This is a genomic window from Streptomyces sp. NPDC021356 (assembly GCF_040641015.1).
Lineage (GTDB): Bacteria > Actinomycetota > Actinomycetes > Streptomycetales > Streptomycetaceae > Streptomyces.
This window is the reverse complement of the sequence record NZ_JBFACU010000002.1, coordinates 176,688-200,872: the sequence shown is the minus strand read 5'-3', so window position 1 is coordinate 200,872 and position 24,185 is coordinate 176,688. Positions and strand designations below refer to the sequence as shown.

Genomic DNA, 24,185 nt, shown 5'->3' with positions numbered 1-24,185 from the left:
GGGCGCCGACCGGCCACCGGGTGGTCGCTCACCGGCCCCGCGGTCGGCCGCCGGCTCCGGTCCGTCGTTCACCGGCCTCGGACCGTCGCCGACCGGCCACGGGTTGGTCGCTCACCGGCCCCGCGGTCGGCCGCCGGCTCCGGTCCGTCGTTTTGCCGGGTCCGGCTGGTCGCTCACCGGCCCCTCGGCCGGCCCGCGGGGCCGTCCAGGCCGCCCATGTCGCGCAGCCGCTCCAGCTCGCGGCGGTCCCGCTTGGTCGGGCGTCCGGCACCGCGGTCGCGGACACCGGCGGGGGCGACGGCCTCACGGGGCGGAGGCGGTGGGGAGTTGTCGACGTAGCACTGGACGGCCACGGGCGCGCCGACCCGCTTGCGGATCAGCCGCGTGACGACGACGATCCGCTCCCGGCCCTCGCCGCGCAGCCGCACCTCGTCGCCGATCCGGACGGAGTGCGCGGGCTTGACCCGCTCACCGTTCACCCGGACGTGGCCGCCCCGGCAGGCGGTCGCGCCGACGGAGCGGGTCTTGACCAGGCGGACGGCCCAGATCCAGCTGTCGATCCGTACGGTCTCGCCGTTCGCCGGACCGGCCGCCTCGGCGGCGGCGACGGCAGCGGCGATCTTGGGATCCGGTGCGGAGGTGTTCTTCGGACCCCCGGCGGCACCGGTCTCCGGTCCCCCCGCGGCACCGGTCTTCGGATCCCCCGCGGCACCGGTCTTCGAATCTCCGGACGGGGGCGACTGCGGGGAGTCCCCTCGTGTCCGACCGTCCTCGCCGCTCCTGCCCTGGTCGCGGTCCACGTCGTCTCCGGAAGCCATGGTCCTGACCTTAGCCTCTCGAAAGCACGGCCCTGGAGGAATTTACGGTGGAGGCATGGACACCAGCAGCCTTGCCGCTCTCGACCAGCGCATCACCCGGTGCCGGGCCTGCCCGCGCCTGGTGGCCTGGCGCGAGGAGGTCGCCCGCACCAAACGGGCGGCGTTCGCCGACTGGACGTACTGGGGCCGCCCCGTGCCCGGCTTCGGGCCCCCGGACGCGCGGCTGCTCATCGTCGGACTCGCCCCGGCCGCGCACGGTGGCAACCGGACCGGCCGCATGTTCACCGGGGACCGTTCCGGGGACGTCCTCTACGAGGCACTGCACGACGTCGGGCTGGCCTCCCAGCCGACCGCCGTGTCCGCCGACGACGGCCTCGAACTGTACGGCGTGCGGATCACCTCGCCGGTGCACTGCGCCCCGCCCGCCAACAAGCCGACCCCCGGCGAGCGGGATACCTGCCGGTCCTGGCTGGTCCAGGAGCTGCACCTGCTGCGGCCCACCCTCCGGGCGGTGGTGGTGCTCGGCGCGTTCGGCTGGCAGGCCGCGCTGCCGGCGTTCAACGAGGCGGGCTGGACGGTGCCGCGTCCGCGTCCCGCCTTCGCCCACGGCACCCGCGTGCCGCTCGACGGCCTCGACCTCTTCGGCTGCTTCCACGTGAGCCAGCGCAACACCTTCACCGGCCGGCTCACCCCCGAGATGCTTCGGGACGTCCTGCGGACGGCGGCACAGGCGGCGGGCCTGCCGACCGCCCCGGCACCGGGGACCACATGACCGCCCGCCCCGGCACCGCCCGCGTCGGCCCCGGCACCGAGGCGCCGACCACGGCGGCTCACGAGCCTCCGCGCGCAGCGGAAAAGGAGGCGAGCGGGCTCCGGCACGGCCGATAGGGTGCGCCGGTGCCACTGCATCCGGAGATCGAAGCCTGCGACCACGGCATGCTCGACGTCGGCGACAGCAACCGGGCGACGACGGCGCCCGTGGGACCGGCGCGGCGCGGCGACGACGAGCGGGTGGCGGCGACGGACGCGTACGGCGCCCGTGGCTGACAGTGCCGGACCGGTCTCACGGGAGCCAGACGTACCGCACGTCCGGCTCCCGTTCCTCGTTCCGGCTGCCGTCGGTGTACTCGGCGGGGACGAAGCCGTGCCGCTCGTAGAAGCGGTGGGCGGGCTCGTTGACCTGGAAGGTCCACAGCGTCAGTCCCCGCGGGACACGCTCCTTGGCCAGGGCGACGAACCGGTCGCCCAGTCCCCGCCCCAGCCATTCGGGAGCGAGGTAGAGCTGGGACAACTCCTCGCCGGCGAGCACCATGACGCCGACGACGCCGGCCCCGCCCCGGTCGTCGGCCACCCAGGTCTCCTGCGCGGGCACCACCACGTCCCGGAAGTACGCCCGCACCTCGTCGTCGGAGTGCGGGCGGACGACCGTCGGCAGTGCGGCGGCGAAGGACCGCAGCCAGACATCGGCGGCGGCCCGGGCATCGTGGTCCCCGGCCCGGCGGAGCACCACGGAGTCGGTCGTGCTCATGCGCGCCCCCCCTCTCCCTGCGCCTGGGCCCGCCTTCCGCCCGTGTCCGCCTCCGGGACGACGGCCGTCGCCGTGATCTCCACCAACTGCCCCGTGTATCCGAGGCAGGAGACACCGAGCAGCGTCGACGAGTGGGGTCCCGTACTGAGTCCGGAGGCCTCGACGACGTCCCAGACGGCCGAGAGCACCGCGGGATCGTCGCTGACGACGTACACCTCGGTCACCAGCACGTGCGCCAGGTCGCTGCCCACCTCGCGGAGTTGCTCGGTGAGATTGGTGATCACCTGCTCGGCCTGGCGCACCGGGTCGCCCGCACCGACGAGTTCGCCCGCGGCGTCCAAGGGCACGGACCCGGCGAGGAAGGCCAGCCTGGTGCCCGCCTCGACGACGGAGGCGTGGGAGTACCGGGGCGGCGGAAAGAGGCGGGGGGCTGTGACACGTTGGATCAACGGGACTCCTCGGGCGGCCGGTTGACGGCCGGTGGACGACGGACGGCCCGTCGATGATGCGCGCCCGGGACATACGGCCGCATCCGAATTTCCCGGGCCGCGAGAAGAGCGGGCGCCGGGGGAGCAAGCGGGAGCCGGGAATAGAGGACGGGGAACGGAGAACAAGGTGCACATGGAGCATTCGGACGAGGTCTTCCTCGACACCACCGCGGACCGCCTCGCCGCTCTCCCCGGTGTCCGGGCCGTGGCCCTCGGGGGCTCCCGCGCCCAGGGCACCCACCGGCCCGACAGCGACTGGGACCTCGCGGTCTACTACCGGGGGCGGTTCGACCCCGCCGACCTGCGGGCGGTCGGCTGGCCGGGCGAAGTGTCCGAGATCGGCGGCTGGGGCGGCGGTGTCTTCAACGGCGGCGCCTGGCTGACCGTCGACGGCCGCCGCGTCGACGTCCACTACCGCGACCTGGACGTCGTGGAGCACGAGTGGGCCGAGGCCGAGGAGGGCCGGTTCAGGGTGGAGCCGCTGCTCTTCCACCTCGCCGGGATCCCGAGCTACCTCGTGGTGGCGGAACTCGCGGTCAACAGGGTGCTGCGCGGCCGGGTGCGGCAGCCGACGGCGTACCCGGAGAAGCTGCGCCGGACCGCGCCCGGACACTGGTACGGCCTGGCCGCCGCCACCCTCGCCTACGCGAAGGACGGACACGCGGCCAAGGGCTCGCTCGTCCAGACCGCCGGTGCCATCGCCCTCGCCGCGACGCAGACGGCGCATGCGGTGCTGGCCGCGCGCGGGGAGTGGACCACCAACGACAAGGGGCTGGTCGCCCGCGCGGGTCTGAGCGGCGTCGACGGCATCCTCGGCGGCCTGACCGCGTCGCCCGCGGCGCTGACCCGGGCCGTCGCGGCGGCGCAGCGCGTCCTCGGTGGCGCGGTGGGCACCGTGGAGGAAGACACCAACGGGTGAACACGAACGGTGCGCGAGGTGACGCGGAAGGTGATCGACTGCGCCGAAAGTGTGAGGTGAGACGCACTTCAGGCATTGAACTCGTGTCGACTGCGTCTCAGTACCATCACTGCGCGAGCCGTTCGCCCCATGCTTGGCGTTTAACTCTACGAGTACAGCTTTACTGGGAGGTGCAGGGTGAACGGGCGAACGGTGCTCGAGCGCTTTCCCGCCGGTGGTCCGCGCGGATCGTGGCCGGCGGAGGAGTTCGCGTATGCGCGACGTCTGGAGGGCCTGCCCGCCGAGGTCGTGATGGACCTCGCGACGGACACGTTCCTGGTGATCGTCCGGGGCGCAGAGGGCGGCGGTGACGTGACCGCCTGAGCCCGCGCGTGCGCCGTGGAGCGCGTGCCCCGAGTCCGGCGCGCACGCTGCGTGCGCCGCGCGCCTGTGGGGCGCGGGACGTGGAGTCGCGCGGACGGCACGCGTGGAGGCTCCGGACGTCCGCCGGCGCGCGCTCAGGCGCTGACGGGGCGGGACCAGGCCGGAGTCGCGCCCGTCACCCGGCACAGCGCCAGGTACAGCGGGATCGGCGGCGTGTAGGGGACCGGCCCGTCCGGCCGGTGGATGAGGGCCGGGGGCTGGTCACGGGCGGTGTCGGGGAGGACCGCGCCGGTCGCGTAGTGCGCGGGGGTGGGCCAGCGCAGCGCGTAGTCGGAGTCCGCCGGCACGATCCACCACCAGTGCGTCCCGTCGGCGTAGACGCAGCCCACACGCGGCAGCCGGGGCATCAGCTGGGAACCGAAACGGGCGGGCACCGCCACCGCGTCACAGCCCAGAGGGACGGTCATGCCCTCGGGGAGGACCAGCCGCAGTGGCGCACCGGACCGATTCGGACCGTCGGGTGCGCCGGTCGTGCGCGCCGTGCGCCCCAGGCGTACGAGCGTGTCCAGATCGAGTGCCTGACCGGAGCCGGAAGCGCCGCTCACAGCCATACGGCCCCCGTTCCATGAGGTTCCTGCGGTCGGGTTCCCTGCGGTGTGTGCGGGGAGTGGGGTGTCTGAGCGGCATGCGGCCCGTGCGGACCATGGGGTGCCTGAGGACCGTACGACGGCTGGTGCCCGCTGTGGCTGTGGGGGTGGGGCACGTGCGGGAGGTGAGGTGACTGCGGCAGGCGGGGCGCATGCGCTCCTGTCCGCACCTCGTGCACCTCATGTACCGCCTGCGCCTCCGGCACGTCGTGCACCGGCACCTCCCGCGCCTCGGGGACCTGATGGGGTGCGTGAGCCTGTCGCGCCTCGGGGACCTCGTGCGGCGCCTGAGCCTCCCGCGCCGCCCGTGGATCGTCCTCGCGGCCCGGATGGCGGGCAGGCGCCGGCTTGGGGCGCGCCCCCCAGCCGAGGTCGCCCCGTACCCCGTACGGGTCCGAGGCCGCGCCGGGTCCCGCCTCCGGGACACCCTGCGTGCCGGGCGTGGCGCTGCCCGCGTCCGCCGGGTCGGCCGCGCGGGGCAGCTCGGCCCACACCACCAGCCCGGGGCCCTGTTCCTGCGCGCCCCAGGCGCGACACATCGCCTCGACGAGGAGCAGGCCCCTGCCGTGCTCCTCCTCCGGTCGCTGCGGCGACGGGTGCGGTTCACCCGGGGCGCAGCCCTCGTCACGCACGGATATGCGCACCAGGTCGTCACTGTCGAGCAGCTCGCAGACGATCTGGTTGCTCGCGGTGTGCACGATGGCGTTGGTGACCAGCTCGGAGACGACCAGAGCCGCGGTGTCGCAGGTGTCCTCGCACACCGACCAGCCGGTCAGCCGGCCTCTGGTCAGTCTTCTGGCCTGTGCGGGGGAACCCGGATGTGCGGCCAGTTCGAAACGGAACCGGCGCTCGGCAACGGCCCCGGTGGGGCCCGCTCCCGTGGCGGCGCCGGGGGCGAGGAGGCCCGCGGCGGCGTCTGTTCCTAAGGGCGGGGACGGAATCACGCTTGCCACTATCTCCCCGCCGTGAACACTTGGCAAGTGTCACTATGAAAAATGCAGAGTGCTGTGTGACGCGGTGAGGGGCCGTGGCACACTGCTCGCAACAGCATGTCGCGCGGCGCCAGTTGAGATCGGCCGAGGATCCGTCGGGTCTTCGAATGAATCTTCGAATGGCGCCGCAGGCCTGTCGGGATTCTTCAGGGCTCCGCGGTTGCGCCGCCGACCCGCGGACCCGTCGGCACCCTTGGGCGTCTCAGGTGGAGGTGGAGTGTGAGCGAACCGCGGTCCGCGCCGACCGTCGGGCAGGTCGTGCTCGGCCGGCGCCTGCTCGACCTGCGGGAACGTGCGGGACTCAAGCGCGAGGAAGCGGCCCGCATCCTCCGCGTTGCCCCCGCCACCGTCCGCAGGATGGAGATGGCCGAGGTCGCCCTCAAGATCCCGTACCTGCAACTGCTGTTGAAGGCGTACGGCATCCCGGACGACGAGGCCGAGGCCTTCGTGCAACTGGCCGAGGACGCCAACCGGCCCGGCTGGTGGCAGCGGTTCCACGACATCCTGCCGGGCTGGTTCTCGATGTACGTCAGCCTGGAGGGCGCCGCCGCGCTGATCCGCTCCTACGAGCCCCACTTCGTACCCGGGCTCCTGCAGACCGAGGACTACGCGCGCGGAGTGCTCACCTCGGGCGCCATAGGCCAGACCAGCCCCGAGGACATCGAGCGCCACGTCGCGCTCCGCATGCAACGCCAGGACCTGCTCACCCGTCCCGACGCGCCCCGGTTCTGGGTCGTCCTGGACGAGACCGCGCTGCGCCGCCCGGTCGGCGGTCCGAAGGTGATGCGTGCCCAGCTCGACAGATTGCTCGACGCCACGAAGCTGTCCAACGTGACGCTGCAGGTCGCCTCGTTCGCCTCGGGGCCGCACCCCGGCACGTACGGGCCCTTCGTGCTGTTCCGGTTCGCCATGCCCGAACTGCCGGACATGGTCTACAGCGAGTACCTGACCGGTGCCGTCTACCTGGACGCGCGCAGCGAGGTGGCGACCCACCTGGAGGTCATGGACCGCATGGCGGCGCAGGCCGCCACAGCACATCGCACGAAGGAGATCCTCCGGGATCTCCGCAAGGAGCTGTGAATGGATCGCATCACGTCCCAGCCCGCGTCGAGCCGTCGCGGCCGGCGGATCCGCGGCGAGCGGATCTACAACGGCATGCCCGCCAGGGAGCTGGGCAGCGAGGGCTGGCACAAGCCGTGGAGCGGCGGCAACGGAGGCAACTGCCTGGAGGCGATGAAGCTGGCCGACGGCCGGATCGCGGTGCGTCAGTCGACCGACCCGGACGGCCCTGCCCTCATCTACACCACCGACGAGATGACCGCCTTCATCGAGGGCGCCAAGGCGGGGGAGGCCGACTTCCTGCTCTCCTGACCGGCGTCCGCCCGACCGGCCTTCGCTGTTTTTCTTGCTCAACTTATTAATTTTGGTACGAACTTGATCGTTTCAGACTGCGACGACTTTGACAGCCTCGGCGGCTTCGACAGCTTCCACGGCTTCTGCCACCTCGACTTCCACGACCTCGACCCCCTACACCGCCATCGGACGGTCGTACGGCCCGATAGGCGCGGGCAGCCGTGAACTGCCCGTCAGGTAGCGGTCGACCGCCGCCGCCACCGCCCGCCCCTCCGCGACAGCCCACACGATCAGCGACTGCCCGCGCGCCGCGTCCCCGGCCGCGAACACACCGGGGACATCGGTCGCGAAGTCGGGGCCCCGTACGAGCGTGCCGCGGGGGGCGAGTTCGAGCCCCAGCTCGTCGATGAGGCCGTCCGTCCGGTCGGGGCCGGAGAAACCGAGCGCCAGCAGCACGAGATCGGCGGGCAGGCTCCGCTCGGTGCCCGGCAACGGGCGGCGCCGCTCATCCACTTCGGACAGGTGCAGCTCACGCACGTGCCCCTGCTCGTCGCCGGTGAAGCGGAGCGTCGACGCTGCGAACAGGCGTGCGTCGGCGTCCGCGGCGGGCGCCGTCCGCAGGGTCCCGGCCTCCTCGTGCGCGGCCGAGAGCCGGTACACCTTCGGGTACGTCGGCCACGGCTCGCGGTCCTCGTCGCGCTCCGCGCCGGGCTGGGCGTAGATGTCCAGCTGGGTGACGGAGGCGGCGCCCTCCCGCACCGCCGTGCCCAGGCAGTCGGCGCCCGTGTCGCCCCCGCCCACGATGACCACATGCCGGCCCGCGGCGGACATCGGGGAGACCTCCAGGTCACCCTCGCACACCCGGTTGGCCAGCGGCAGGTACTCCATCGCCTGTTGCACCCCGGTCAACGCGCGCCCCGGTACGTCGAGTTCACGCCAGGCCGTGGCTCCCGTGGCGATCACCACCGCGTCGTAGCGCGAACGCAGCCGCGCCGCCCCTACGTCCCGCCCCACCGCCGTGGACGTGCGGAACCTGGTCCCCTCGGCCCGCATCTGCTCCAGCCGGCGCTCCAGATGACGCTTCTCCATCTTGAACGCCGGGATGCCGTACCGCATCAGACCGCCGAGCCGGTCGTCCTTCTCGTACACGGCGACCGTGTGCCCCGCGCGGGTCAGTTGCTGGGCCGCGGCGAGTCCGGCCGGTCCCGAGCCGATCACCGCCACGGTGCGCCCCGACAGCCGGTCCGGCGGGCGCGGCGGGGTGAAACCTTCCTCCCAGGCGCGGTCGGCGATGGCGCACTCGACGTTCTTGATGGTGACGGCCGGCTGGTTGATCGCAAGCACGCACCCCGCCTCGCAGGGCGCCGGACACAACCGCCCTGTGAACTCGGGGAAGTTGTTGGTGGCGTGCAGCCGGTCGCTCGCCGCCCGCCAGTCCGCTCGGGCGACCAGGTCGTTCCACTCGGGGATCAGATTGCCCAGCGGGCAGGCGTCATGGCAGAACGGGACTCCGCAGTCCATGCACCGGTCGGCCTGCGGGCCGATGATCGGCAGCAGCGCGCCCGGAACGTAGACCTCGTCCCAGTCGCCGACCCGTTCCCGGACCGGCCTGCGGGGCCACTCCCGGCGGGGCGTGTTCATGAAACCCTTGGGATCGGCCATGGCCGTCCCCCTAGTGATCGGGCGGCACTCATCCGGCCACGGGCGGCACTCTCCCGGCCACGATACGTCGCCCCGGCCCCCCGCGCAGAGTGCGCGACAGCACCGGCCTCGGCCGCAGCGCCGCTCCCGGCCGAGCCTGCCCACCGGGAGACCCGCTCCGCCTCCTCGTCGTGAGGCAGCCCAGCCCTCAGGCCGCGCGCGGCGTCCCTGCCTCCTCGTCCCGCCACGCCCACAGCACCGACTCCACGGCGTCCGCCGTCCGCCGCCGCGCCTCGGGCCGTGCCACCTTGTCCATCAGCAGCAGGTCGTACGGCGTGTCCAGATGCCGTACCGACGCCCGCACCGCGCAGACCACCGCGCCCTCGGACAGCGCCCGCCCCGCCGCGCTGCGCCCGACCCGTCCGCTGCCCCGCGCCGAAGCGTGCGCAGCGACGGCCCGGGCACGGTCGGCCGGGCACCCGGGAAACAGCCGCCGGATCTCCGCCGCGAACGCCTCCGTGAACCGCACGTCCTCCGCCGCCCTGCGCCGCGCGTCCCTGGCCCGCCGCCGACGCCGCGCCTCGGCGTCCGCCAGACACCGCTCCTCGGCCCGGGCGAGAGCCGCCTCCTCCACGAGGATTCCCTGCCGCTCGTACCGGCCGCGGCGCCGGGCGAAGCGCACCACCACCGCCGACAGCGTGCTCTCCTCGCGCGACCTGCGGGTCAGCGCCGTGTCACCGCGTGGCAGCAACACCAGGTGACCGAGGTCGGCGCAGTCCAGACAGCGTGGCCGTCCGTCCTCCAGGACGAGCAAGGACAGCGGCCCGCGGCGACAGGCGGCGCAGTGCTTCCTCCGCACGGGCTGGACGACGACCAGGCCCTGCCGAGGCGGGGCCGGCGACGAAGACGGGGAGGGACCGGGCGGCAGCGGGGGCATGGAAGGTTCATTCCCGTACCGGCCCCCGGCCACCCGCCCGTCCGCCTGGCGCATCATGACCCTGTGCGACTCGAAGCGATCACCTGGGAACGGCTCGGCGACCTCCTGGTCGAACGAATGCTCGCCCTGGAACCCGGCGACGGCGGCGCCTGGCCACGCGTCGCCTTCGACGGCGCCCCCGCCGCCCGCCCGGGCGACCTGGCCGAACGCGTCGGCGAGACGCTGCGCGTCCGCGGCAGGCCGTCCCTGGTCGTCGGCACCGAGGGTTTCCTCCGCCCGGCCTCCCTCCGGCTCGAACACGGCCACCGGGACGTGGAGTCGTACTACGACGGCTGGCTGGACACGAGCGCCCTCTGGCGCGAGGTCTTCGGTCCGCTCGAACCCGGCGGGGACGGCCGGATCCTGCCCGATCTGTGGGACCCGGGCACCGACCGGGCCACCCGCAGCCCCCGTGTCCGGCTCCCGTCCCGCGGCCTGCTGTTGCTGCACGGCCCCCTGCTGCTGCGGCACTGGTTCCCGTTCGACCTGAGCGTCCATGTCCTCCTCTCCCCGGCCGCCCTGCGCCGCCGCACCCCGGAGGCGGACCACTGGACGCTGCCCGCCTTCGAGCGCTACGAGGCGGAGAGCGACCCGGCGGCCACGGCGGACGTGCTGGTCCGCGCCGACGACCCGCGCCGTCCGGCCTGGAACGGCTGACGTCGTCTGCCCCCTGCTTCGCCCGTTCCCTTTCCTCTTCCTCCGGCTTCCTCGGGCTACCTCCGGCCTCCTCCGGCCCCTCGTCGGGCGTCGCCGCCGTGCGTCCGGCGGCGCAGCGGCATGATCGGGGGTATGACACAGGGCGACGGATATCTCCTCGACAACCGGCAGACCGAGGCGGGGGAGCGGTTCGACGCCTTCGCCCACCTCTTCGATCCCACGACCTTCCGGCACCTGGACGCGCTCGGCGTGGACCGCGGGTGGCGGTGCTGGGAAGTCGGGGCGGGTGGGACGTCCGTCGTCTCCTGGCTGGCCGGCCGGGTCGGCGCCACCGGGCGGGTCGTCGCGACGGACATCGACACCACCCGGCTCGCCGCGGCCGGCGGGGGACCGGTCGAGGTGCGGGTGCACGACGTCGGAGCCGAGGAACCGCCGGGAGAGGGCTTCGACCTGGTGCACGCCAGGCTCGTCCTGGTCCATGTGCCCGACCGGGCAAAGGCGCTGCGGTCCATGGTCGCGGCCCTGCGCCCCGGCGGGCGGCTGCTGCTGGAGGATGCCGACCCCGCGTTGCAGCCGCTGCTCTGCCCGGACGAGCACAGCCCTGCCGAGGAACTGGCGAACCGGTTGCGACGCGGGTTCCGTCGGCTGCTCGCCGACCGGGGCGCCGATCTGTCGTACGGGCGTACGATCCCGCGTCTGCTGCGCGAGGCCGGGCTGCGTCACGTCGAGGCCGACGCCTACTTCCCGGTCGCCTCGGAGGCCTGCGCGGCTCTGGAGTCCGCCACGGTCCGGCAGATCCGTGGCCGGCTCGTCGCCGCCGGGCTGGCCACCGACGATGAGATCGACCGGCACCTGGCCAACGTGGCCACCGGCACCATGGACCTGGCCACGGCCCCGATGTTCTCGGCCTGGGGACACAAGGAGTAGTCCCGGGCGCGGCCCCGCCCCGGCGCCTCGCGAGGAAACCGCCGCAAGAGGACCGCCCTGAGGAGACGGCCTCAGGGACGCCGCCTCAGGGACGGTGCCCCTGACGCACCGCCTCAAGGACGCCGCCTCAGGGGCACCGCCTCAAGAGGACTGCCTCAGGAGGAGCACCGCGGAGGTCTCCCGCCCACGTGCGTCACCGCCACCGCTCCCGCGCGGCAGCCGTCCGCCGCGGCGGTCTCGGCCCCGGCGCCGGTGAGCAGCGCAGTGAGGAACGCGCCGGTGAACGCGTCGCCGGCGCCCGTGGTGTCGACAGGCACCGCGGGCCGGGCCCGCACGCGGGCGCACACGGTGCCCGAACGGGCCACCAGTGCCCCGTCCCGGCCGAGCTTGGCCACCACCAGCGCGAACTGCCGGCTCAACTTGGCCGCGGCGTCCGCCGGATCGGGCAGCCCCGTCAGCAGGCACGCCTCGTCGCGGCTGGGCAGCAGGACGTCCACCCCTTCGGCGAGCGCGAGGAACCGGTCCACGCCCAGCACGGCGAGGAAACCCGCCGAGGCCGGGTCCAGGCTCACCGGCACACCACGCGCGCGTGCCGCCGCGACGGCCACCGCCACGAACGCCCGCCCCGCCCCGGAGAACAGCAGGTAGCCCGACAGGTGCAGCCGGGCCACTCCGTCGAGCAGCCGGTCCGACCAGTCCCCGGGCTCCAGCCGCAGGGACGCCCCGCTGTCCGTGAGGAACGTACGCTCGGCCGCTGCCGCCTCGTCGACCAGGCAGACCACCGCGCCGGTCGGCGCGTCGGGGTCCACGACCAGCCGGGGGCGCACTCCCGAAGCGGTCAGCTCCCGCTCGTGCCATGCGGCCGTGTCCGCCCCCACCCGCCCGAGCAACCGCACCTCCGGGCACCCCTGGTGGGCCGCCCAGCAGGCCACGTTCGCCCCCGCGCCGCCCGGCACCAGCCGGATCGCCGCGGCCGTGTCGGTGCCCGGTGCGAGCGGCCCCCGGTGCCGTGCGACGACGTCCGTCACCACGTCCCCGGCCACCAGCAACGCACCGCCCGCGCCGCTCCCGCCCTCGCGAAGGCCGCCCCCCGCCCCGCGCTCCGTGTCCTCGTCCGCCGTCGCCGCCCGCTCCGTCGTCACCCCCGGGTCCAGGCGGCGGCGATGCGTCCGGCCAGCCGGACGTTGCCGCGCACGGCCGCGAGGTTGGCCCGGAGCGAGGCGCCGTCCGTGTGCCGTACGAGGAAGTCGAGCAGGAACGGTGTGACCGCCTGCCCCGTGATGCCCTCCTCCTCGCAGGCGCTCAGCGCGTCGGCGAGCACGCGCGCGTGCAGCGCGGGGTCCAGCTGTTCCTCGCGGGGGACCGGGTTGGCGACGACCAGCGCGGACTCGGGCGCCCGCAGCACTTTCTGCGCCCGCATGACCTCGGCCACCTCCTCGGGCGTGCGCAGCGTCCAGTCCACCGGATGTCCCGAGTCGGACAGGTAGAAGCCGGGGAAGCGATCGGTGCCGTAGCCCGCCACGGAGACGCCCAGGGTCTCCAGGCGCTGCAGCGTCGCCGGGACGTCCAGGATCGACTTCACCCCGGCGCACACGACGGTGATCCGGGTGCGTGCGAGCAGACCCAGGTCGGCGGACTCGTCCTGCGTCACCGTCCACTGCCGGTGCACACCGCCGAGACCACCCGTCGCGAAGACGCGGACGCCCGCCAACGCGGCCAGCAGCGCGGTCGCCGAGACCGTGGTCGCCCCGCTCGCCCCCGCGGCCACGGCCAGGGGCAGGTCGCGGTGGCCCAGCTTGCGCATCCCCTCCTCGTTCGCGACCCGCTCCAGCTGTTCCTTGTCCAGGCCGACATGGGGCCGCCCGTTCAGCACGGCGATCGTCGCCGGTACGGCCCCCTCCTGCCGCACCACCTCCTCCAGCTCCAGCGCCACCTGGAGATTGCGCGGGCGGGGCAGCCCGTGGGCGATGATCGTCGACTCCAGGGCCACCACGGGGCGCCGCCCGGCGAGCGCCTCCCGTACCTCTTCGGACACCACCAGCACGTGCCTGCCTCCCGTCTGCCGCTCTCCCCTCATCTCTGGCGGGCCCCGGCCCCGGTCAAACCCTTGCGGCCGGAACCGTGCGGCACCAGCCTGGGACCCATGACGGACAACACCACACGTCTCGACCACGTCGTCCTCTGGGTGCGCGATCCGCTCGCGGCGGCCGACTTCTACGAGAAGGCGGTCGGTCTGGAGCCGCTGCGCGTCGCGGAGTTCACCGCGGGCGAGGCGTCCTTCCCCTCCGTACGCCTCAACGAGGAGACGATCTTCGACCTCGCGCCGCTGGACCTCATCCCCGGCATGAACATGCTTCCCGGCGCGGCCGGCAGCGCGGGCCACCCCGTGAACCACGTCTGCCTGTCCCTGCCCGCCGACGCCTTCGACGCCCTGCGCACCCGCCTGGAGGAGGGCGACGTACCGGTGTCGGGCATCTCCCACGACTCCTACGGCGCCCGCGGAAAGGCGCCGCGCAGCTTCTACTTCCGTGACCCGGACGGCAACGTCTTCGAGGCCAGGCACTACGACTGAGCCCACCGGGGCCCTGCCCGGGCCGCCTCAGAACAGCGGCTCGGGCAGCACGCCCTCCAGCGCGAGCAGCGCACGCTTGGTCTCCAGACCGCCGCCGAAGCCGCCCATGCCTCCGTCTCTCTCGACGACCCGGTGACACGGCACCACGACCGGCAGCGGGTTGGAGCCCATCGCGACGCCCACCGCCTGGGCCGCGCCGGGCTGGCCGACCCGCCCGGCCAGCTCGCCGTACCCGACGACCGTCCCGTACGGCACACCCGCCGCCAGTGCGCGCAGTGCCTGCCCGTTGAAGCCGGTGTTCCCGGAGAGCATGGACCAGTCCAGGGGCAGTTCGAAGTCCCGCCGCTCGCCCGCGAAGTAGGCGTCCAGCTGGCGTATCGCCTCGGCGAGCAGTGGGGAACAGGGCGCCTCGACGGGCGCGGTGCCCAGACGTGACGCGAGCCGGGCCAGGGCCCGGTCGCGGACCGCGTCCGTGGCGTGGAACACGACGTTGACCAGGCCATCGCCGGTCGCCGCCAGCAGCAGGGGGCCGATGCCGCTGGCGACCACGGCCCACACGACCTGCTGTCCGCTGCGCTCGTCCTGCTCGTGGTTGTCCATGCCGACCACCGTACGACCCGCCACTGACAACGCCCGCCGACCTGCGCGTTCGTCCCTGACGCCGGATTCCGCGAGGGGTCGGCAGCGGCTCAGGGGGCGTCCAGGGAGGCGCGCACCACGTCCGGCTTGTCGGAGATGATGCCGTCGACGCCGTAACCGGAGACGGTCCGGGCGCGCGGAGCGTCGTCGACCGTCCAGGTGAACACCCGCAGCGGTCTGCCGTGCGGCCCGGGGACCGCGTGGACGCGGGACACGTACTCCGGGGTCAGCGTGGTCCAGGAGGGGTTGATCAGGTCGGCGAACCCCGCGAACCGGCGCAGGTCCGCTGTCGCGGGCCGGCCGAGGAAGGCGGTTGTGACGGCCGGGTCCAGCTGGTGCACGGTGCGCACGCTGTCGGCGCTGAAGCTCTGCACGATCAGCCGGTCCGTCAGATGCCGGCGGTCGAGCCAGCCCTCGTTGCCGAGCAGCTTCAGGATCTGGCGCTCGACCCCGGGGTACAGCTCCGGGTTCTTGACCTCCAGGAGCAGCTTCTCGTGGCGCTGCTCGACCCTGCGCAGGTACTGCTTCAGCGTCGGCACACGCGTGCCCGCGTACGCGGGGGAGAACCAGCTGCCCGCGTCCAGTCGGGAGATCTCGGCGGCGGTGAAGTCCTTCACCTTCCACGGCGCCCGGCCCGGGAAGACCTGCTCCACGTTCGTGGTGCGCCGGAGACTGTCGTCGTGGAGGACCACGAGTTCGCCGTCCCTGGCGCGCTGTACGTCGTTCTCCACCCAGCGGAAACCGAGCGCGGCCGCCTTGTCGACAGAGGCCAGCGTGTTCTCCGGGGCGTAGGCGGCCGCGCCCCGGTGGCCGACGATCAGCGGCCGCTCATGACCGCCGGCCGCCAGGACCTCGGCGGTGGGCGACGACACCATGGCTCCCAGCAGGACGGTGGTCGCGGCGGCGACTGCGCGCGCGTGCATGCGGACTCCTCGCATCACATGATGACGGACAGTGCAAGAGTGGCAGCAGATAGTCACCGCTAGGGGATGTCGACGACTCGCCACGCGATCGAGGGAGGGACGGGTGAGCCGCCGAGACGCGCTCACCGGTGGCGCACATCTGGGGAAGGGTCGTGCTTCTTTGCCGGAAAATCGTTCGGTCATTCCGGCGGGAGTCATACTCTCTGCGTCAACCCTGGCCGCGGGGGCGGTCACGGGGCGGGGGCGACTTCACCACATTCCGGGACTCAACAGGGCGGAAGGGCAACCGCGCATGCACGGCACGGTCGACGGATTCAGCTACGGGATCGTCACCCCCCTGGTGGCCTATCTCATGGCCTGCCTGGGCGGGGCGCTCGGCCTGCGCTGCACCACTCGCGCCCTGCTCGTCGCCCACTCCTGGCGCCCCGGCTGGCTCGCCCTCGGCTCGGCGGCCATCGGCTCGGGCATCTGGACCATGCACTTCGTGGCGATGATGGGATTCACCGTCCACGGGGCGCCGATCCACTACGACAGGCCGACGACGTACGCGAGCCTCGCCCTCGCCATCGTCATGGTGGGCGTCGGGATCTTCATCGTCGGCTACAAGGGTGCGACCGGCTCGGCGCTGTTCACCGGAGGCACGGTCACCGGCCTGGGCGTCGCCTCCATGCACTACCTGGGCATGGCCGGGATGCAGTTCGACGGCACCTTCGAGTACAACACCCTCACCGTCGCCGCCTCGGTCGTCATAGCGGTCGTCGCGGCGACCGCGGCCCTGTGGGCGGCCGGGCGGGTCAGGGGATTCCTCTGGAGCGTCGGCGCGAGCCTCGTCATGGGCCTCGCCGTCAGCGGCATGCACTACACCGGCATGGCCGCGCTCAGCGTGCACCTGCACGGCACGGGTGGCGACCCGGTCCCCGGCGAGTCGCCGGCCGCACTGCTCGCCCCCATGCTGATCGGCCCGCTCGCCTTCCTGCTCCTGGCCGGGATCGTCGTGATGCGCGATCCGCTGATGATCATGGGCAGGACGGACTGGGTGCCCGTCGAGCACAAGCCGGGCGTCCCGGCCCGCGAACTCGTCGGCCACACGGTCCGGCACCCCGCCGCCGACGCCCGCCGCGTCCCGGCCGGGCGCCCCGCGCGCACCCCGCAGAACCGCTGATCCCGTCCCGTTGTCAGTGGCGGGTCGTACGGTGGATGGCATGCGGCCCGTTTCCCAGATCGAACGCACGGTGGCGCCCTTCGAGGTCGTCAGCCCCTACCAGCCCAGCGGCGACCAGCCGCAGGCCATCGCCGAGCTAGCCCGGCGCGTCGAGGCGGGCGAGAAGGACGTCGTCCTGCTCGGCGCCACCGGCACCGGCAAGTCCGCCACCACCGCCTGGATGATCGAGAAGCTCCAGCGGCCGACGCTCGTGATGGCCCCCAACAAGACGCTGGCCGCGCAGCTGGCGAACGAGTTCCGCGAGCTGCTCCCCAACAACGCCGTCGAATACTTCGTCTCGTACTACGACTACTACCAGCCCGAGGCCTACGTCCCGCAGTCGGACACCTACATCGAGAAGGACTCCTCGATCAACGAGGAGGTGGAGCGGCTGCGGCACTCCGCGACCAACTCGCTGCTCACCCGCCGCGACGTCGTCGTGGTCGCCTCCGTCTCCTGCATCTACGGCCTCGGCACGCCCCAGGAGTACGTCGACCGCATGGTCCCCCTCAGGGTCGGCGAGGAGATGGACCGCGACGAGATGCTGCGCCGCTTCGTCGACATCCAGTACACCCGCAACGACATGGCCTTCACCCGGGGCACCTTCCGGGTCCGCGGCGACACCATCGAGATCTTCCCGGTCTACGAGGAGCTGGCCGTCCGCATCGAGATGTTCGGCGACGAGATCGAGGCGCTGTCCACCCTGCACCCGCTCACCGGCGAGATCATCAGCGACGACCAGCAGCTCTACGTCTTCCCCGCCTCGCACTACGTCGCCGGACCCGAGCGCATGGAGCGCGCCGTCCGGGGCATCGAGGAGGAACTCAAGGAGCGCCTGGCCGAGCTGGAGAAGCAGGGCAAGCTGCTGGAGGCGCAGCGGCTGCGGATGCGCACCACCTACGACATCGAGATGCTCCGCCAGATCGGCACCTGCTCCGGCGTGGAGAACTACTCGATGCACTTCGACGACCGCGCGCCGGGCACCCCGCCCAACACCCTGCTGGACTACTTTCCCGACGACTTCCTCCTCGTCATCGACGAGTCGCACGTGACCGTGCCCCAGATCGGCGCGATGTACGAGGGCGACGCCTCCCGCAAGCGGACCCTGGTCGAGCACGGCTTCCGGCTGCCCTCCGCCCTGGACAACCGCCCGCTGAAGTGGGAGGAGTTCCAGGAACGCATCGGCCAGACGGTGTACCTGTCGGCGACCCCCGGGCAGTACGAGCTGTCGCGCTCGGACGGCCAGGTCGAGCAGATCATCCGCCCCACCGGCCTCGTCGACCCCGAGGTCGTCGTCAAGCCCACCGAGGGCCAGATCGACGACCTGGTGCACGAGATCCGCAAGCGCACCGAGAAGGACGAGCGCGTCCTGGTCACCACGCTCACCAAGAAGATGGCCGAGGACCTCACGGACTACTTCCTGGAACTGGGCATCCAGGTGCGCTACCTGCACAGCGACGTCGACACCCTGCGCCGCATCGAGCTGCTGCGCGAGCTGCGCTCCGGGGAGTACGACGTCCTGGTCGGCATCAACCTGCTGCGCGAGGGCCTGGACCTGCCCGAGGTCTCCCTGGTGGCGATCCTCGACGCCGACAAGGAGGGGTTCCTGCGCTCCGGCACCTCGCTCATCCAGACCATCGGCCGCGCGGCGCGCAACGTCTCCGGCCAGGTCCACATGTACGCCGACAAGATCACCCCGGCGATGGCGAAGGCCATCGACGAGACCAACCGCCGCCGGGAGAAGCAGATCGCCTACAACAAGGCCAACGGCATCGACCCCCAGCCGCTGCGCAAGAAGATCAACGACATCGTCGCGCAGATCGCCCGCGAGGAGGTCGACACCGAGCAGCTGCTCGGCACCGGCTATCGCAAGGGCAAGGACGGCAAGGGCGCCAAGGCCCCCGTCCCGGCGCTCGGCGACCAGGCCGCCAAGGGCGCCAAGGCGGGGAAGTCCGCCAAGGGCAAGGCGAAGGAGACGGTGCCCACCGACCGTCCCGCGGCCCAGCTCGCCGAACAGATCGAGCAGATGACCGACCGGATGCGCGCCGCCGCCGCCGAGCTGCAGTTCGAGGTGGCGGCCCGGCTGCGCGACGAGGTCTCCGAGATGAAGAAGGAACTGCGCCAGATGCGTGAGGCCGGTCTGGCCTGATCCCAGGGGCGCGCGCTCGCCCGAGGGAGCCGAGGGAAGGCGGATGCCCAAAGGGAGCGCCTGGGGGCATCCGCGTGCGCGCTGTGTTGCAAGACCGACACAAAGTACGGACCGGCGTGCGGTGATGTCAGCGTCTCTGCGTAGGGTTCTGATCAACCGCGCGAATCCGCGGCAACAGGGGAGCAGTCCGAGAGGGGAAGCAGCCGTGACCGTCAACTTGACCAAGGGTCAGGCCATCAGTCTGCAGAAGAACGACGGGGGCAGCCTGAGCGCGGTCCGTATGGGTCTCGGCTGGCAGGCGGCTCCCCGCCGCGGCCTGTTCGGATCCCGTACGCGCGAGATCGACCTCGACGCCTCCGCCGTGCTCTTCGCCGACAAGCAGCCGGTCGACGTCGTCTTCTTCCGCCACCTGGTGAGCGACGACGGTTCCGTGCGCCACACCGGCGACAACCTCGTCGGCGGCGTCGGCCAGGGCGGCGACGACGAGGCGATCCTCGTCGACCTGCAGCGCGTCCCGGTCCACATCGACCAGATCATCTTCACCGTGAACTCCTTCACGGGCCAGACCTTCCAGGAAGTGCAGAACGCCTTCTGCCGCCTGGTGGACGAGACCAACGGCCAGGAACTGGCCCGCTACACCCTCGCGGGCGGCGGCAACTACACCGCCCAGATCATGGCGAAGGTGCACCGGGCAGGCACCGGCTGGACGATGACGGCCCTCGGCGTCCCGGCCAACGGCCGTACGTTCCAGGACCTGATGCCGGCGCTCCTGCCGCACCTGTAGGTCGGCAGGGCGAGCGTCGGCACGAGCGGGGCACGGCACAGGGGGAGAAGGCGATGACGGCCGAGCTGGTGCGGGGGCAGAACCACCCGCTCTCCGAGACCCGCCTGGAGATCAGGGTCTCGGCCGGAACGCCGGTGGTGGCGCTGGTCACCGCCGCCGACGAGAACGGCACGGTCCGCGGGGGCGCCGGGGTGGCCCACCCCGGCGCCCCCGTGCTGCCCGGCCTGGAGGTCTCCCGGCAGGCCGCCGCCGACCACCGGCTCGCTGTCGACCTGGACGCGGTGCCGGAGGCGGTGCACCGCGTCAACGTGCTTCTCACCCTGCCCGGCGGCGGCCAGGGACCGGCGCGGTTCGGGGCGGTCGCCGCCCCCTTCGCGGCCGTCACCGGCCTGGACGGCGCCGAACTCGTCAGCTTCACCCTCACCGGCCTGGACGCCGAGACGGCCGTGATCGCCCTGGAGCTCTACCGCCGGCAGGACGCCTGGAAGGTCCGCGCCGTCGGGCAGGGCTACTCCGGTGGCCTCGCCGAACTCCTCGCCGACCAGGGAGTCGGCCAGGCGCGCCAACTGGCGGCCACCGTCGAGAAGGCGGTGGCCGGGGGCCTGGCCCGCTCGGTGGCGGCCCCTCCGCCGCGCACCGCGGACGGCAGCCGCTCCCGGCAGACCACCGCACCGGCCGCGGACGCGGGCCAGGGCGCCCCAGCGGCCTCCCCGGCCGCCACCGATCCCGCACCCGCGCCCTCCTGCGGCGGCCATACCTCCGGCGCCCCCCTGCAGTCGCCGTCCCCGGACGGCGCCCCGCCGCCACGGACGGGCGGGGGCTCAACACACGAGCCCCCGGCGGACCCCCGGCCGACGGCCCCCACGGGCGGCCCCATCGACTACAGCCACCCCCGCCGGCAGGCGACGGCCCCGCCTCCACCGGCGCCCACCGCGCCCCCGGCCGCACCGGGACGGCCGGCGCAGCCCGTCGCGGGCGACGCGACCGGGTGGTCCATGGAGGAACGGCTCTACAACCAGGTCTGGGGCATGTTCGAGGACCTGGCCCGCACCGCGGCCGCCTACCGCAGCGCCGTCGACTTCGCCGACGCGCGCCGGGACAAGGAGCTGGACCAGGCGCTGTCCGACCCGCGCAGCCGCATCGGCGGCCAGGGCGACGCCGCACGGGAGACGGCACGCGTCCGGCACGCCGAGCTGGTCGACCAGGCCAGGGCCGCCCTCGACCGCGACCTCGCCCAGCTCACCGTCGAGTCCGAGGTGGTCGAGCCCGCGCTGCCGACCGCGTACGCGGGCTGGGACAACCCGGTCTGGCACGGGTACCGCGTACCGATGGAGATCCCGATGGCCGTACGCCTCGGCGACCTGCGTCTGCCCGAGGCGCCCTCCCTGCGCATCCCCATGCTGGTCCGGCTGCCGCTGGAGCGCGGCCTGTGGATCGACAGCGGCCGCTCCCGCGGGCCCGGCGGTGCGCTCACCGACGAGGGAGAGGCGCGGCGCCTGGCGATGGAGGCGGCCGTGGCGCACGCGGCCCGGCTGCTCGCCGTCTACCCGGCCGGCGAGTTCGGTGTGCACGTCATCGACCCGGCGGGTACGGCGGCAGGGACACTCGCGCCCCTGGTCGGCGCGGGCGTGCTCGCCACGCCGCCCGCGACCGGCGCCGCGGGCGTCACGGACGTCCTGGGGGAGCTCACCCAGCGGGTCGACCTGGTGCAGATGGCGGTGCGGGCCGGCGCCCCCGACTCGCTCCCGCCGGGCCTCGACACGGCGGAACAACTGCTGATCGTCAACGACTTCCCGCACGGTTTCGACGACCGGGCCGTGACGCAGCTGCGTTATCTCGCGGACGAGGGCCCGGCGGTCGGGGTCCACCTGATGGTGGTCGCGGACCGCGAGGACGCCGCCGCCTACGGTCCGCTGCTCGATCCCCTGTGGCGTTCGCTGATGCGCCTCACCCCGGTCCCCGACGACCATCTCGCGGACCCGTGGGTCGGACACGCCTGGACGTACGAGCCACCGCTGGTGCCTCCGGGCAGTCAGGTGCTCCAGCGGGTTCTCACGCGGGTCGCCACGGCCCGCCGGGACTGGAACCGGTGACGTGACCGCCGAGCAGGCATACGTCAAGCACAGGTAAAGAGCCTTTGAGCAGGCATCTTGATCTTTTCTTTGCCATGCGCTTTACCTTTCCTTGGTGATTCGGGTACTGTTTTCCGTACGGAGGGGAGTACTCCCTGTCTGCTGCGGCGTACCCGTCAATACGGATCGGACCAGATCCCGGGGCGCCGGCCCGTCCCGGGTGGAAGAGACCTCCGGCAGCGACGACGCTGACTCATCTGCCCGTGACGCACCTGCGGAGGCGCAGTGGAAGTTTCGATCACCCTGTGGACCCTGACCGTCGTCGGCCTGGCCGCGCTGATCGCGGTCGACTTCTTCATCGGCCGCAAACCCCATGACGTGTCCGTCAAGGAAGCCGGTGTCTGGACCATCGTCTGGATCACCCTGGCCTGCCTCTTCGGGCTCGGGCTGTTCCTCTTCGGTGGCGGGCAGCCGGCCGGCGAGTTCTTCGCGGGCTTCATCACCGAGAAGTCGCTGAGCGTCGACAACCTCTTCGTCTTCGTCCTGATCATGGCGAAGTTCGCCGTGCCGTCGCAGTACCAGCAGCGGGTGCTGCTCGTCGGCGTCCTCATAGCCCTGGTACTGCGGGCCGCCTTCATCGCCGCCGGCGCAGCCATCCTCGCCGGCTTCTCGTGGGTGTTCTTCCTCTTCGGCGCGTTCCTCATCTGGACCGCCTGGAAGTTGATCAAGGAGGCCCGATCCGGCGGCGAGGACGAGGAGTTCGAGGAGAACAAGCTGCTCAAGGCCGCCGAGCGCCGCTTCGGCGTGGCCGACCGCTACCACGGCACCAAGCTGTGGATCCGGGACAACGGCAAGCGCGTGATGACGCCGATGCTGGTCGTCATGCTGGCCATCGGCACCACCGACGTGCTGTTCGCCCTCGACTCCATCCCCGCGATCTTCGGCCTCACCCAGGACCCGTACATCGTCTTCACCGCCAACGCCTTCGCGCTGATGGGGCTCAGGCAGCTGTACTTCCTGATAGGCGGCCTGCTGAAGAAGCTGGTCCACCTCTCCTACGGCCTGTCGGTCATCCTCGGATTCATCGGCGTCAAGCTCGTGCTGCACGCACTGCACGAGGCCGGTGTGCACGTCCCGGAGATCAGCATCCCCGTCTCCCTCGGCGTGATCTGCGCGGTCCTGATCATCACCACCGTCACCAGCCTGATGGCGACCAGGGGCCGGGCCGCGACGGAGGAGGTGCGAGAAGGGCAGGGCGACACCGAGCACAAGGACCGCGTCGATGCCTGACCGTCACACGGCAACGGGCTCGCGGCACGCGACCGGCCACGGGACCCCCCATCCGGACGGGGCGGGGACTGCGGGAGCCACCGCCCCGCCCACCCACCGGAATGCGAACCCACCGGGCCTCTGCGACGATCGCAGCATGATCACGCGGCTCAGGGGACTCGCCAGGGCGTGGACGACGGCGGTACCGGTGCTCGCGGTCGTCCTGCTGGTCCTCACCTGGGGACGGAGCCTGCCCGCAGCCGTGGTCGTGCTGGTGACGGTGGTGCTCGCCGGTGCGGTGCTCGCCGCGGTGCACCACGCCGAGGTGGTCGCCCACCGGGTCGGCGAACCCTTCGGCTCCCTGGTCCTGGCCATCGCCGTCACCGTCATCGAGGTCGCGCTCATCGTGACCCTCATGCTGGACGGCGGTGACAAGAGCGCGACCCTGGCCAGGGACACGGTGTTCGCAGCCGTCATGATCACCTGCAACGGCGTGGTCGGGGTCTGCCTGCTCGTCGGCTCGCTCCGGCACGGCACCGCCGTCTTCAACGCCGAGGGCACCGGCGCGGCGCTCGCCACCGTGGCCACCCTGGCCACCCTCAGCCTGGTCCTGCCGACGTTCACCACCAGCAAGCCGGGACCGGAGTTCTCCGGCGTGCAGCTCACCTTCGCCGCCCTGTCCTCACTGATCCTGTACGGCCTGTTCGTGGCCACCCAGACGGTCCGGCACCGCGACTACTTCCTGCCCATCACCCGGCAGGGCGAGGTGATCACCGCCGACGACCACGCCGAGCGGCCCACCGCCCGCATGGCCTGGACCAGCCTCGGCCTGCTGGGCCTCGCCCTGATCGGCGTGGTCGGACTGGCGAAGGGCGTCTCGCCGACCATCGAGTCCGGAGTGGCGTCCGCAGGGCTGCACCACGCGGTCGTCGGCGTGATCATCGCATTGCTGGTGCTGCTGCCCGAGACCATCGCCGCCCTCCGCTCCGCCCGCCGCGACCGGGTGCAGACCAGCCTCAACCTCGCCCTGGGCTCCGCGATGGCCAGCATCGGCCTGACCATCCCGGCCGTCGCCCTGGCCTCCGTATGGCTCTCCGGGCCCCTGGTGCTCGGTCTCAGCTCCACCCACATGCTGCTGCTCCTGCTCACGGTGGTGGTCAGCTCGCTGACTGTGGTGCCGGGCCGGGCCACACCGCTCCAGGGCGGCGTCCACCTGGTGATCTTCGCGGCCTACCTGGAGCTGGCCATCAACCCCTAGGGACCTGTT

The 24,185-nt window shown here is 72.6% G+C and carries 25 protein-coding genes and 1 pseudogene; 15 read left to right on the top strand and 11 right to left on the bottom strand.

Features of this window, described 5'->3' with window-relative positions; genetic code table 11:
- Positions 1 to 173 precede the first annotated feature (173 nt).
- Entirely contained in the window at positions 174 to 818 is a 645-nt protein-coding gene (locus tag AB0G56_RS03120; protein ID WP_360962740.1) for an RNA-binding S4 domain-containing protein, read from the bottom strand.
- A 55-nt stretch (positions 819 to 873) separates the two neighbouring features.
- Between AB0G56_RS03120 and AB0G56_RS03115 the strand changes: the two genes are divergently transcribed.
- A complete protein-coding gene (locus AB0G56_RS03115; protein ID WP_360962737.1) occupies positions 874 to 1,590 on the top strand; it encodes a uracil-DNA glycosylase in 717 nt (238 codons plus the stop codon).
- 125 nt (positions 1,591 to 1,715) lie between these two features.
- Positions 1,716 to 1,865: a hypothetical protein gene (locus tag AB0G56_RS03110; protein ID WP_360962734.1), complete on the top strand. Its 150-nt coding sequence runs from the start codon at positions 1,716 to 1,718 to the stop codon at positions 1,863 to 1,865.
- Positions 1,866 to 1,881: 16 nt separating this feature from the next.
- Here the strand turns inward: AB0G56_RS03110 and AB0G56_RS03105 are convergent, their stop codons facing one another.
- Together AB0G56_RS03105 and AB0G56_RS03100 are read right to left on the bottom strand one after the other, a co-directional pair.
- Positions 1,882 to 2,346: a GNAT family N-acetyltransferase gene (locus tag AB0G56_RS03105; RefSeq protein ID WP_360962731.1), complete on the bottom strand. Its 465-nt coding sequence runs from the start codon at positions 2,344 to 2,346 to the stop codon at positions 1,882 to 1,884.
- Complete coding sequence (locus tag AB0G56_RS03100) at positions 2,343 to 2,795, bottom strand: RidA family protein (protein WP_360962728.1); 453 nt, start codon at positions 2,793 to 2,795, stop codon at positions 2,343 to 2,345. The genes AB0G56_RS03105 and AB0G56_RS03100 overlap by 4 nt, the downstream gene beginning before the upstream one ends.
- Positions 2,796 to 2,967: 172 nt before the next feature.
- Here AB0G56_RS03100 and AB0G56_RS03095 point away from each other — a divergent pair, with 172 nt between their 5' ends.
- Together AB0G56_RS03095 and AB0G56_RS03090 are read left to right on the top strand one after the other, a co-directional pair.
- A complete protein-coding gene (locus AB0G56_RS03095) occupies positions 2,968 to 3,753 on the top strand; it encodes a nucleotidyltransferase domain-containing protein (RefSeq protein WP_360962725.1) in 786 nt (261 codons plus the stop codon).
- Between the two features lie 177 nt (positions 3,754 to 3,930).
- Complete coding sequence (locus AB0G56_RS03090; protein WP_360962722.1) at positions 3,931 to 4,116, top strand: hypothetical protein; 186 nt, start codon at positions 3,931 to 3,933, stop codon at positions 4,114 to 4,116.
- A gap of 134 nt (positions 4,117 to 4,250) precedes the next feature.
- Here the strand turns inward: AB0G56_RS03090 and AB0G56_RS03085 are convergent, their stop codons facing one another.
- Positions 4,251 to 4,727 carry a hypothetical protein gene (locus AB0G56_RS03085; protein WP_360962720.1) on the bottom strand — a complete coding sequence of 159 codons (477 nt, stop codon included), beginning with the start codon at positions 4,725 to 4,727 and terminating at the stop codon, positions 4,251 to 4,253.
- A gap of 347 nt (positions 4,728 to 5,074) precedes the next feature.
- Positions 5,075 to 5,716: pseudogene (locus tag AB0G56_RS03080) on the bottom strand (ATP-binding protein); the annotation flags it as partial.
- Between the two features lie 258 nt (positions 5,717 to 5,974).
- Between AB0G56_RS03080 and AB0G56_RS03075 the strand changes: the two are divergent.
- Both AB0G56_RS03075 and AB0G56_RS03070 read left to right on the top strand, forming a co-directional pair.
- Entirely contained in the window at positions 5,975 to 6,835 is an 861-nt protein-coding gene (locus tag AB0G56_RS03075; protein ID WP_360962717.1) for a helix-turn-helix transcriptional regulator, read from the top strand.
- Complete coding sequence (locus AB0G56_RS03070) at positions 6,836 to 7,126, top strand: DUF397 domain-containing protein (RefSeq protein WP_360962714.1); 291 nt, start codon at positions 6,836 to 6,838, stop codon at positions 7,124 to 7,126.
- Positions 7,127 to 7,282: 156 nt separating this feature from the next.
- Here the strand turns inward: AB0G56_RS03070 and AB0G56_RS03065 are convergent, their stop codons facing one another.
- Together AB0G56_RS03065 and AB0G56_RS03060 are read right to left on the bottom strand one after the other, a co-directional pair.
- Entirely contained in the window at positions 7,283 to 8,770 is a 1,488-nt protein-coding gene (locus AB0G56_RS03065; RefSeq protein ID WP_360962712.1) for a glutamate synthase subunit beta, read from the bottom strand.
- Between the two features lie 187 nt (positions 8,771 to 8,957).
- Entirely contained in the window at positions 8,958 to 9,686 is a 729-nt protein-coding gene (locus AB0G56_RS03060) for a DUF2293 domain-containing protein (RefSeq protein WP_360962709.1), read from the bottom strand.
- A gap of 63 nt (positions 9,687 to 9,749) precedes the next feature.
- On the opposite strand from AB0G56_RS03060, the gene AB0G56_RS03055 reads away from it, so the two are divergent.
- Together AB0G56_RS03055 and AB0G56_RS03050 are read left to right on the top strand one after the other, a co-directional pair.
- A complete protein-coding gene (locus AB0G56_RS03055) occupies positions 9,750 to 10,382 on the top strand; it encodes a uridine kinase (RefSeq protein ID WP_360962706.1) in 633 nt (210 codons plus the stop codon).
- 132 nt (positions 10,383 to 10,514) lie between these two features.
- Positions 10,515 to 11,309, top strand: coding sequence for a methyltransferase domain-containing protein (locus AB0G56_RS03050; RefSeq protein ID WP_360962704.1), 795 nt, complete (start codon positions 10,515 to 10,517; stop codon positions 11,307 to 11,309).
- Between the two features lie 155 nt (positions 11,310 to 11,464).
- Here the strand turns inward: AB0G56_RS03050 and AB0G56_RS03045 are convergent, their stop codons facing one another.
- Both AB0G56_RS03045 and AB0G56_RS03040 read right to left on the bottom strand, forming a co-directional pair.
- Positions 11,465 to 12,358, bottom strand: coding sequence for a PfkB family carbohydrate kinase (locus AB0G56_RS03045; RefSeq protein ID WP_360963291.1), 894 nt, complete (start codon positions 12,356 to 12,358; stop codon positions 11,465 to 11,467).
- Positions 12,359 to 12,447: 89 nt separating this feature from the next.
- Positions 12,448 to 13,353: a pseudouridine-5'-phosphate glycosidase gene (locus AB0G56_RS03040; RefSeq protein WP_360962701.1), complete on the bottom strand. Its 906-nt coding sequence runs from the start codon at positions 13,351 to 13,353 to the stop codon at positions 12,448 to 12,450.
- Between the two features lie 99 nt (positions 13,354 to 13,452).
- On the opposite strand from AB0G56_RS03040, the gene AB0G56_RS03035 reads away from it, so the two are divergent.
- Positions 13,453 to 13,881 (top strand): VOC family protein, encoded by a 429-nt coding sequence (locus AB0G56_RS03035; RefSeq protein WP_360962699.1) that lies wholly within the window; start codon positions 13,453 to 13,455, stop codon positions 13,879 to 13,881.
- Positions 13,882 to 13,908: 27 nt separating this feature from the next.
- Here AB0G56_RS03035 and AB0G56_RS03030 read toward each other — a convergent pair whose 3' ends face one another.
- Together AB0G56_RS03030 and AB0G56_RS03025 are read right to left on the bottom strand one after the other, a co-directional pair.
- A complete protein-coding gene (locus AB0G56_RS03030) occupies positions 13,909 to 14,481 on the bottom strand; it encodes a methylated-DNA--[protein]-cysteine S-methyltransferase (RefSeq protein ID WP_360962696.1) in 573 nt (190 codons plus the stop codon).
- Positions 14,482 to 14,570: 89 nt separating this feature from the next.
- Entirely contained in the window at positions 14,571 to 15,443 is an 873-nt protein-coding gene (locus AB0G56_RS03025) for a glycerophosphodiester phosphodiesterase family protein (protein ID WP_360962693.1), read from the bottom strand.
- 292 nt (positions 15,444 to 15,735) lie between these two features.
- On the opposite strand from AB0G56_RS03025, the gene AB0G56_RS03020 reads away from it, so the two are divergent.
- The 6 genes from AB0G56_RS03020 (at position 15,736) to AB0G56_RS02995 (ending at position 24,176) form a co-directional block, all read left to right on the top strand.
- On the top strand, positions 15,736 to 16,605 hold the full coding sequence (locus AB0G56_RS03020) for an MHYT domain-containing protein (RefSeq protein ID WP_360962690.1): 870 nt from the start codon (positions 15,736 to 15,738) through the stop codon (positions 16,603 to 16,605).
- Between the two features lie 40 nt (positions 16,606 to 16,645).
- Complete coding sequence (gene uvrB / locus AB0G56_RS03015) at positions 16,646 to 18,793, top strand: excinuclease ABC subunit UvrB (protein ID WP_360962688.1); 2,148 nt, start codon at positions 16,646 to 16,648, stop codon at positions 18,791 to 18,793.
- Between the two features lie 205 nt (positions 18,794 to 18,998).
- Positions 18,999 to 19,577: a TerD family protein gene (locus AB0G56_RS03010; RefSeq protein WP_360962685.1), complete on the top strand. Its 579-nt coding sequence runs from the start codon at positions 18,999 to 19,001 to the stop codon at positions 19,575 to 19,577.
- Between the two features lie 53 nt (positions 19,578 to 19,630).
- A complete protein-coding gene (locus AB0G56_RS03005; RefSeq protein ID WP_360962683.1) occupies positions 19,631 to 21,670 on the top strand; it encodes a TerD family protein in 2,040 nt (679 codons plus the stop codon).
- A 264-nt stretch (positions 21,671 to 21,934) separates the two neighbouring features.
- On the top strand, positions 21,935 to 22,939 hold the full coding sequence (locus tag AB0G56_RS03000; protein ID WP_360962680.1) for a TerC family protein: 1,005 nt from the start codon (positions 21,935 to 21,937) through the stop codon (positions 22,937 to 22,939).
- Positions 22,940 to 23,075: 136 nt separating this feature from the next.
- The gene (locus tag AB0G56_RS02995) at positions 23,076 to 24,176 is read left to right on the top strand and encodes an ionic transporter y4hA (protein ID WP_360962677.1); all 1,101 of its coding nucleotides are present in this window, start codon (positions 23,076 to 23,078) and stop codon (positions 24,174 to 24,176) included.
- Positions 24,177 to 24,185: the final 9 nt, after the last annotated feature.